The organism is Citrobacter sp. (assembly GCF_050252275.1).
GTDB classification, from domain to species: Bacteria; Pseudomonadota; Gammaproteobacteria; order Enterobacterales; family Enterobacteriaceae; genus Citrobacter_A; species Citrobacter_A amalonaticus.
The window spans coordinates 1-7,349 of record NZ_JBFWLF010000231.1; the positions used below are offsets into that span (position 1 = coordinate 1).

At 50.4% G+C, this 7,349-nt stretch carries 11 protein-coding genes; 1 reads left to right on the top strand and 10 read right to left on the bottom strand.

All coding sequences use genetic code 11. The features are described from left to right. The 5 genes from AB7E14_RS17455 to AB7E14_RS17475 all read right to left on the bottom strand — a co-directional run. A partial coding sequence (locus AB7E14_RS17455; protein WP_428169729.1) for a phage portal protein occupies positions 1-443 on the bottom strand: 443 nt, incomplete at its 3' end. A gap of 3 nt (positions 444-446) precedes the next feature. Beyond that, positions 447-605: a hypothetical protein gene (locus AB7E14_RS17460; protein ID WP_252437596.1), complete on the bottom strand. Its 159-nt coding sequence runs from the start codon at positions 603-605 to the stop codon at positions 447-449. Positions 606-616: 11 nt separating this feature from the next. Continuing rightward, the gene (locus AB7E14_RS17465; RefSeq protein WP_428169730.1) at positions 617-2,350 is read right to left on the bottom strand and encodes a terminase large subunit; all 1,734 of its coding nucleotides are present in this window, start codon (positions 2,348-2,350) and stop codon (positions 617-619) included. Further along, on the bottom strand, positions 2,347-2,841 hold the full coding sequence (locus tag AB7E14_RS17470) for a phage terminase small subunit P27 family (RefSeq protein ID WP_428169731.1): 495 nt from the start codon (positions 2,839-2,841) through the stop codon (positions 2,347-2,349). Before AB7E14_RS17470 ends, AB7E14_RS17465 begins: the two co-directional genes overlap by 4 nt. Before the next feature lie 129 nt (positions 2,842-2,970). Then, entirely contained in the window at positions 2,971-3,321 is a 351-nt protein-coding gene (locus AB7E14_RS17475) for an HNH endonuclease signature motif containing protein (protein WP_345769371.1), read from the bottom strand. Between the two features lie 223 nt (positions 3,322-3,544). Here AB7E14_RS17475 and AB7E14_RS17480 point away from each other — a divergent pair, with 223 nt between their 5' ends. Further along, on the top strand, positions 3,545-4,120 hold the full coding sequence (locus AB7E14_RS17480) for a hypothetical protein (protein ID WP_428169732.1): 576 nt from the start codon (positions 3,545-3,547) through the stop codon (positions 4,118-4,120). Between the two features lie 140 nt (positions 4,121-4,260). Here AB7E14_RS17480 and AB7E14_RS17485 read toward each other — a convergent pair whose 3' ends face one another. The 5 genes from AB7E14_RS17485 to AB7E14_RS17505 form a co-directional block, all read right to left on the bottom strand. Next, positions 4,261-4,458, bottom strand: a complete 198-nt coding sequence (locus tag AB7E14_RS17485; protein ID WP_428169733.1) for a hypothetical protein — start codon at positions 4,456-4,458, stop codon at positions 4,261-4,263. Positions 4,459-4,847: 389 nt separating this feature from the next. Beyond that, positions 4,848-5,411 (bottom strand): hypothetical protein, encoded by a 564-nt coding sequence (locus AB7E14_RS17490; RefSeq protein WP_428169734.1) that lies wholly within the window; start codon positions 5,409-5,411, stop codon positions 4,848-4,850. Continuing rightward, the gene (locus AB7E14_RS17495) at positions 5,408-5,896 is read right to left on the bottom strand and encodes a TIGR02594 family protein (protein WP_428169735.1); all 489 of its coding nucleotides are present in this window, start codon (positions 5,894-5,896) and stop codon (positions 5,408-5,410) included. The genes AB7E14_RS17490 and AB7E14_RS17495 overlap by 4 nt, the downstream gene beginning before the upstream one ends. Next, positions 5,883-6,203 carry a phage holin, lambda family gene (locus AB7E14_RS17500; protein ID WP_428169736.1) on the bottom strand — a complete coding sequence of 107 codons (321 nt, stop codon included), beginning with the start codon at positions 6,201-6,203 and terminating at the stop codon, positions 5,883-5,885. The genes AB7E14_RS17495 and AB7E14_RS17500 overlap by 14 nt, the downstream gene beginning before the upstream one ends. A gap of 793 nt (positions 6,204-6,996) precedes the next feature. Beyond that, positions 6,997-7,349 (bottom strand): antitermination protein (locus AB7E14_RS17505; RefSeq protein WP_428169737.1); only part of this gene is annotated, 353 nt, incomplete at its 5' end.

Below are 7,349 nucleotides of genomic sequence, written 5' to 3' on the forward strand. Positions count from 1 at the left end.
ACCTGGTAAACCGGCTCCCACTTGCTGTTTAATTTTGGTACTACAGAGCCAGGATCGAGCGGAAGCAGCTCAACAACCTCTCCCAGAGCGTAAACCTTGTACGCGTAGAAATTCCCGCGCAGACACAGACAAACGATAATCAGCTCCCAGAACTCCTGTGGGGTCATGTACTCGTTAGGCTGAACCGATAGCAGTTTGTGAAGACGTTCATTAACCGCCTTTTCTTTGCGGTCACCGGTAACTTTTAACAGGTTGCATGGAAGCATACCCATCGACTCTGCCAGCACCCTGATGCAACCAAACACAGCCGTCAGGTGCATCGCGCGGCGTGAACTGACTCGCCTTCCTGTGTAGGTGTCGTACGAATAGCCTGCCATTTCTGCCAGTTGTGCTGGGGTTGAAACAGGAGTTCCGCTTTTCTGGAATAATCCGGGGAAAAACATTCGTTACCCCCTCAGCAGATACTTGGAAACCAGCCATGACCAGAAAAGGCACAGCCCACCACCAGCAATAAAACCAGCAGGCGGATACACCAACCATGCCCCATAAGAGAGCAACAGTGCTCCCAGCACCCCGACAGTTGGGGTGAGAATATTCAGGATCATAATTGCCTCAGTTAAAGTGAACGTATGCCGTGCGTTTCAAGGCGATCAGAAAGGGTGTCAACTTTCTCATAGAGCATCAGACGGCCAATCCCCATAATCAGCGCCACTGCGCCGTCGATTTTGTTTTCGTTCTGCTCTTTGATGGGCTTCACCACATCGTCATTGCCGGGGATGTTTTTCCCCACCACGTTGGCAATACACCAGCTCATGATGGGGTTGCCGTCATGATGAAACCTGCCGGACTCGATCGCCGCTTCAAGCTCTTTCATCGGGTCTGACATGTTGGTGTAGTTCTGAATGATGGTAACGGGATTAAGCTGCTCATCCGCCAGGTCATGAGAAAGCCCGGTTGCTCCGTAGGGATCAATCGGTGACTCGGTGACCGGGTTCAGTTTGTTCGCTGCTTTGGCCTCCTCCAGGATGTAGCGGTAATCCACCTCCGCGCCATCGGTGACGGTGAGGTAACCCATCTCCACCCATTTCTGAAAGCGTTCAGCAGTGCGGCGATCCTCGTTTTTCTCCACGCTGTAAACCGTGTCATACGGTACCCAGAAGCGTGGCGCCACACTGTAATAATGCGTTTTGCCATCAATCTCGCGGGTGAACAGCCTCGCCATGCTGTTCATATCCAGTTTGCGTGCAAGGTCGAATGCCAGCACACAGGGCTGCCCTTCGAAATGCTCGAGCGTAAGCGTTTTGTCTTCGCAGTTCTGCCAGGACACAAGGTTATAGAAAGCCGCCCGCGCCGCCACCCAGATATTCAGATGCTTGGTTTTAAAAACGCCCGCCTGCCGGGCATTGTTAATCGCGCGCTGCTGCTGACTGAGAAGAAAATCGCGGTACACCGAGACGCCCATATTCGGGTTCGCCTTCTCCAGCACCTTCGGATCCGTCCAGTCGTCGCCTTCATCAACCGTGTAGATGATGCCGAACAGCTCCTCGTTGGGTACCGAGCCGTTAAGCATCTCGATCACTTCGCGGCGTTTGTCGTAGCACGGACCTTCAATGTTGTAACCGGCGGTGGTGATCGCCCACATCAGCGGCTGGCGACGCGCGCCCATTCCGGTCAGCATGGTGGTATAGAGCGAGTCGGTCTGGTGTTCGTGGTATTCGTCGACGATGGCGCAGTGCGGCGACGCGCCGTCGCCCGGGTTGCCAATCAGCGGTTCGAACCGCGCACCGTCCTCAGGCCGGTTCAGGTTGGAGGCATTCACCTCGATGCCGAACGCTTCGACGAGCAGCGGAGTCCGCTTGCACATCAGCCGTGCAGGACGGAACACTTCCCACGCCTGTTTTTCAGTCGTGGCGCCGGAATACACCTCCGCGCCGAATTCGTTGTCACAGGTAAAGCAGTACAGCGCCACGCCGGCGGAGATCGCCGACTTACCGTTTTTACGGGGGATCTCGGTGTAAACCTCGCGAAAGCGGCGCAGCCTTGTCCCCTTTTGCACCCAGCCAAAGGCACAGCAGATGATGAAAAGTTGCCACGGCTCCAGGGTGATCGGCATCCGTTTGAACGCCCATTCGCCCTTGGTATGCGGCAGCAATTGAATAAACTTCGCGGCCTTCTCCGCCATGTCCTTATCAAAGCGGTACCGGAATTTGCGGCTTTTCTCCTGAGCCATGTCGTCGATGTGGCGCTGGCAGGCCTGAAGCACAAACTGGCACGCGGGTATCTTTCCCCGCACAACGTTGCGGGCGTATTGATTCGCGGCGTTGACGTTAGGGTACGATTTCCGGCTCATGAGTTGATCATCTTCAGGAATGGGTTAGCGGTTTTCTTCTGCCCGGCCAGGCCGATAAGACGCTGGCGACTACTGGGGTCAAGGCCAAGCATGGATCCGGTGGAGCTCATCTCCGATTCCTGCTCTTTTTTGGCGGTCAGCTCGGGGTTCTTTATCCTGCCGCCCATCGCGCCGACGATGGTGTTACCTTCCGACGCGATTTTCTTCACGGCACGGCGCCAGAATTCGTAAGCCACACACCAGCGCTCAAGAACCGCCAGGTCGGTAACGCACAGCAGCCCCTGCCCACATAACTCTTTTGTGGTCAGTTCCCACATGACGGAAGCCAGCGGGAGATTGTCTTCTGTGAACCAGTCTGGCGGCGCTACACCTTTAATTGGTGTAAAGACCGGTTCCTCTTTATTCAGGGCTCGCTTGCCGGGGTTACCGGCCAGTTCCTTGCGCGCCGTTGGCTTGGGGCGACGCCCGGAACGCCCTGCCGTTCCAGCCATATGCGGCACTCCTGGTTAAATTTCATTTTTCGCGGGTATAAAAATTCGGGGAGGCGGGCAGTCCGGAAGGAAGGCGGTCGCAGAGATTTTGCCCCCCCTCCCCTGGCTGATATCAGATGATAATCATTATCACTTAAGCCGCTCACGCGCGGTCTTCGCAGCGTGGCACGACCAACACAGACTCTCGAGGTTACTGTCATCATCCGTGCCACCGTGAGCCTTCGCTTTGATGTGGTCGACACAGGAAGCCGGCTTGACGATCCCCTGCCTGAGATGATTCTGACACAGACCGCTATCACGCTTCAGAATACGGTCTCGTATCACTTCCCACTTCGTTCCATAACCGCGCTGATGCCTTGATTGTCCTGGCTTGTATTGCCGCCAGCCTTCGCCTTTATGCGATTCGCAGTAGCCTGACGGGTCGGTTGTTGTCGAGCGACAGCCGCGAACACGGCAGGCTTTTGGTGTGCGTGGCGGCATTTATACCTCTCCTTAAGCTATCACTAGGGTCTGCCCATAGTGATAGCATTAAAAACTTACCTAAGGCGGTTGTGTATTGTTATAGCAATGCCGATCCGCATTAAAGTCGTGCGAACAGAGGCATGAGGGACACCATCGATAGTGACCTTCATACCATCTCCATTGAAAGAAATTCTCGGAAGAGTTAGCTTGAATACACTTATCTAAGAACACGGTGGGTGAAATGGACCTGAATCCAGCAAAAAAAGAATTAATACGAGCTAAGCGTTGTGTCAGCCGCATGAAGTTAGCTAATACATATGATGAGTATGATGAAGCTTGGAGTGATTTTTTAAGCCGTATTGAAAATGTATTTAACAGAATAAAAGTTGCGGTTGAATACCATCATAAATACCCATCTTTTTCTTCCAAAACGAATCACTTAAGATCAACAGACTCTTTGCTTATTTATCTCAAACAAGCAAGAAACTCAGCTCATCATGGAATTGCTGATACTTCGAAATTTATTTCTGGTGGTTTTTCAATTAATCCACCTACCCCAGGAGGGGCTGTTCATATCAAGTCCATGACTATTGATGAGAATGGCAACGCCACTATAATCCCGTACTCACCAATTAAGTTAGAACTTCATCCCAGCACTGTTGAGGCAATCCCTTGTCGTAACAGGGGAGTCACTTATAACCCTCCGACCGCTCATTTGGGTGAGGTGCTGGAATCCAAGAGTCCAATACTCATAGCAGAGCTGGGGATAGAGTTTTACAAGGCCTACCTGCTAGAGGCTGAGGAGACATTTCGTTAGTAATCGATGTATGTTCATTTCCAACATAGATATAAAGCCAACTCTATCTCTTATCCCTTAGTAGGTATAAATCATGCCATATCCCATGGAGGGGATAACCATTATCAAGCCCACCAGCAGGTGAGCTTTATAATGGTCACTCAGTAGTCGAGTTGCAACACACCATGCTCAAGTGAATCGGAATACGCGATCAGCCCAGTGTATTTAGGAATAATTTCGCCATCATCCGCTTCAAACTCCGGAATTGTTCCAGTGGTGATGGTGTATTGAGGCGCACCGTCTTCTATCGCGAAAGCTGCCAGGTCTTCAATCTGCTTAGCTGTAAGAACTACTGTCATACTCATTCCTCAGTTGTTAAAAAGCCCCGCTATTGCGAGGCCCGTGATTGGTTATTCGACTCTCTCACCAAATTGTGAATGCGCTAACACGTCAGCCATTCCCTTTATCTTCGAACATTATTGGTATCGGGTGATCAGGAAGTTTATTTTTCAAGCTCACCCTCTTACTACTTAAGATTCGGCTATCATTACCAATTGAAACCATTTCATTCAAGAACATGTTACCGCCAGTGAAAGCCGACCCGTAATAAATTTCAGTACGGTCTGGGTATCCACATTTTAATAAAATATTCATAATGTTATTGCCTTCTATTTGAATGCGCTTAAGCGCAGGAAAGGCAAACATGACGAAATGGAAAAAAGTAAGCAATACATTTTGTGAGAGGGAACTATCGTCTTCCCTGCTCAATCTGGCGGATCGCGGCGAGCTGGCTGTTCGCTTTCTCGATGGTGGCCAGCAACGGTTTAATCCAGAGAACGGCCTGGCAATATGTCAGCGTGCCGGTGGAAGTGGCGCTATCACCGGCTGCGTCAGCGTTCCCGGAATCGGCGTGCATTGCGCCGGCACGTAAACTGTTCGCGTAGCTGAGCAGCCCACCAGCGACATCAGCAGGAACAGGCAGATCACAGTTTTTTTCACGTCGAAGAATCTCCCGATATTCGATGACAGTCTTTTCGGTACCTGCATCGATCAACGAATTAAGGCGGCTGGCATTCTCAGCCACCTGATTGAAGCGGTTGAAGTTGAAAGCCTGCACCGCGATGACCTGCCCCTGTAGCGCGTTATCATGCTCCAGAACGCGCTTATCGCTTTGCGCTGTGATCAGGTCAGCCTGTCTGTTTGCCAGCAGAACAACGAGAATAGCGATAGCGCCAACGACAATAACCACCGCGATAATTGCCAGCCACCAGCGCCATGACGTTTTCAGTGATGCCAGTAGAGCTTCAATCATGATTCTTTCACCGAACTGGTGCCATTCATCAACGGTAACAGGCGGCTATCCCTCGGCTCGTTAACCGGCCAACGATAACTCGTCACGCGGGAACGTGAGAATGCACGAATATTGATAGCGTCGGACTGGTTACCACCGAGGACCATCAGGTCACCGTTCTGGTGCTGCCCGACCACAAATCCGACATGGCCGCCGCCGTCGCGACTGAATACCACCACACAGCCATAGGCTGGCTCGCGAAGTTCGACGCCCCAGTTGAGATAGGATTTTGCAGACTCGAAACGGGTGGATTTGATTCCGACGCGCTCAAGCATTGAGCCGACGTATGCTGCACACCAAGGGGTTTCGTCATCTTTGATTCCGGCACGGTGAATATCCTTCCAGAACTGAAGCAACAGCGGATTATGGCGCGGACCATTAATTTCCATCTGCCCAATGTATTTCCGGCCTTCCACCAGCCAGCGTGGCTCGTTACTGGTTTGCATCGTCAACTCCCGCCTTTTTGGCTGCGAATTTTTTAATTAGATTGCCGATCGAATCGGTACCGATGTATCCAATAAAGACGCTGGCAATGTATGCGAGGTTGCTACTCAATCCGGAGAAGTCGAGCAGGTCACGAATAAACCAGGCGATCATCGCGCACATCAGCGCATCAATTAGCGTCTTCATCTTGGCGCCACCGTTATAGCGACCACGCAGGTACGCCATAATAAAAGCTAGCATTGCACCAACACCCTGCTCTCTGGCAGCAAGTAGCGCAGCGATGAAATCTTGTTTGTATGGCATTTTCATAGGCCTCACCTCCGATAGCTCGGATGGCGCTGTGTAGTGAGAAAGAAATTCAGGCAGTCGGGGGAACTACTACTATGTGATAAATGGTGGTGACTCGAAGTCAAAAGCAAAATAGGCCACCATTATGGTGACCTATTGATTTGGGGATTTGCATTTATATAAATTACAATTGCATTATGAAAAATAACAAAAAGTAACTTCCTAGCTGGCTTTTTCTAAGTATCTCTCGCTAGGTAGATAGAACTCACCGTCAGCAGTATAGTGATAACACATATCAACTAGATTTAGTTCTCTTCCACCAGCCGCCCATTTTCACAGCAAAAGCCTCCTAAACAGGAAGCCGCAGGTATAAAAAAGGCCGCCCGTAGGCAGCCTCAAAAATCTTACTTCTACCATCGTGATGGATGTAGGTTTTTATGATGCGGTTCTATATGAACCTCATAGGAATGTGACAGCTTATTCACCTTAATGATTGGGAGTTGCCAACCAGTGTTCAGTTGAATGCTATGCTGATCAGTAGAAATCATAACTGAGCCAGCTTCACTTTTTCCAACATAAGCTACAACTTTCCTAGTTGATCTTAAAACGTCGCTCATGACATAGCTCCATGTTTTAGTAGCCACAATAAACCGTGACACAAGTCACAATACAAGTAGTTTAAAAAACATGCAACAAAAAACCCGCCTGAGCGGGTTTATAAACGTTAGACATTCAATGCCCATCGTTACGAAAATGCTAACCACATTTTTTGAACATTGCAAGCATCGTGCAACGAAAGTTATAAAAAATGTGGCTATCGTGTCACTTTTCGTAATTGCAGCTCTGCGAATGCCTCTTCCTGCCAGCATTTAGTGATCAGCTTATTGATCACTTCACCATAACCGCTGTACCAGTTGTAATTCGTCAAATCTGGAATGACCTTTTGCACCTGTGCCCGGGCGATCGTTGTTGGCAGCCTGCTGTAACGATTGCCATTACAGCGACCGCATACTTTCATTACCGGCACACCGTGGAGTTTCGTGCGCTTCTCATCAAGTACAGTTCCCTTCCCCTTACATCCTCTGCATGCTGTCGAGATAGCTCCCTTACCCTTACAATGATGGCAAACTTCTTCGACTTCCTCATTGCGGATCATCGGCTCTACAC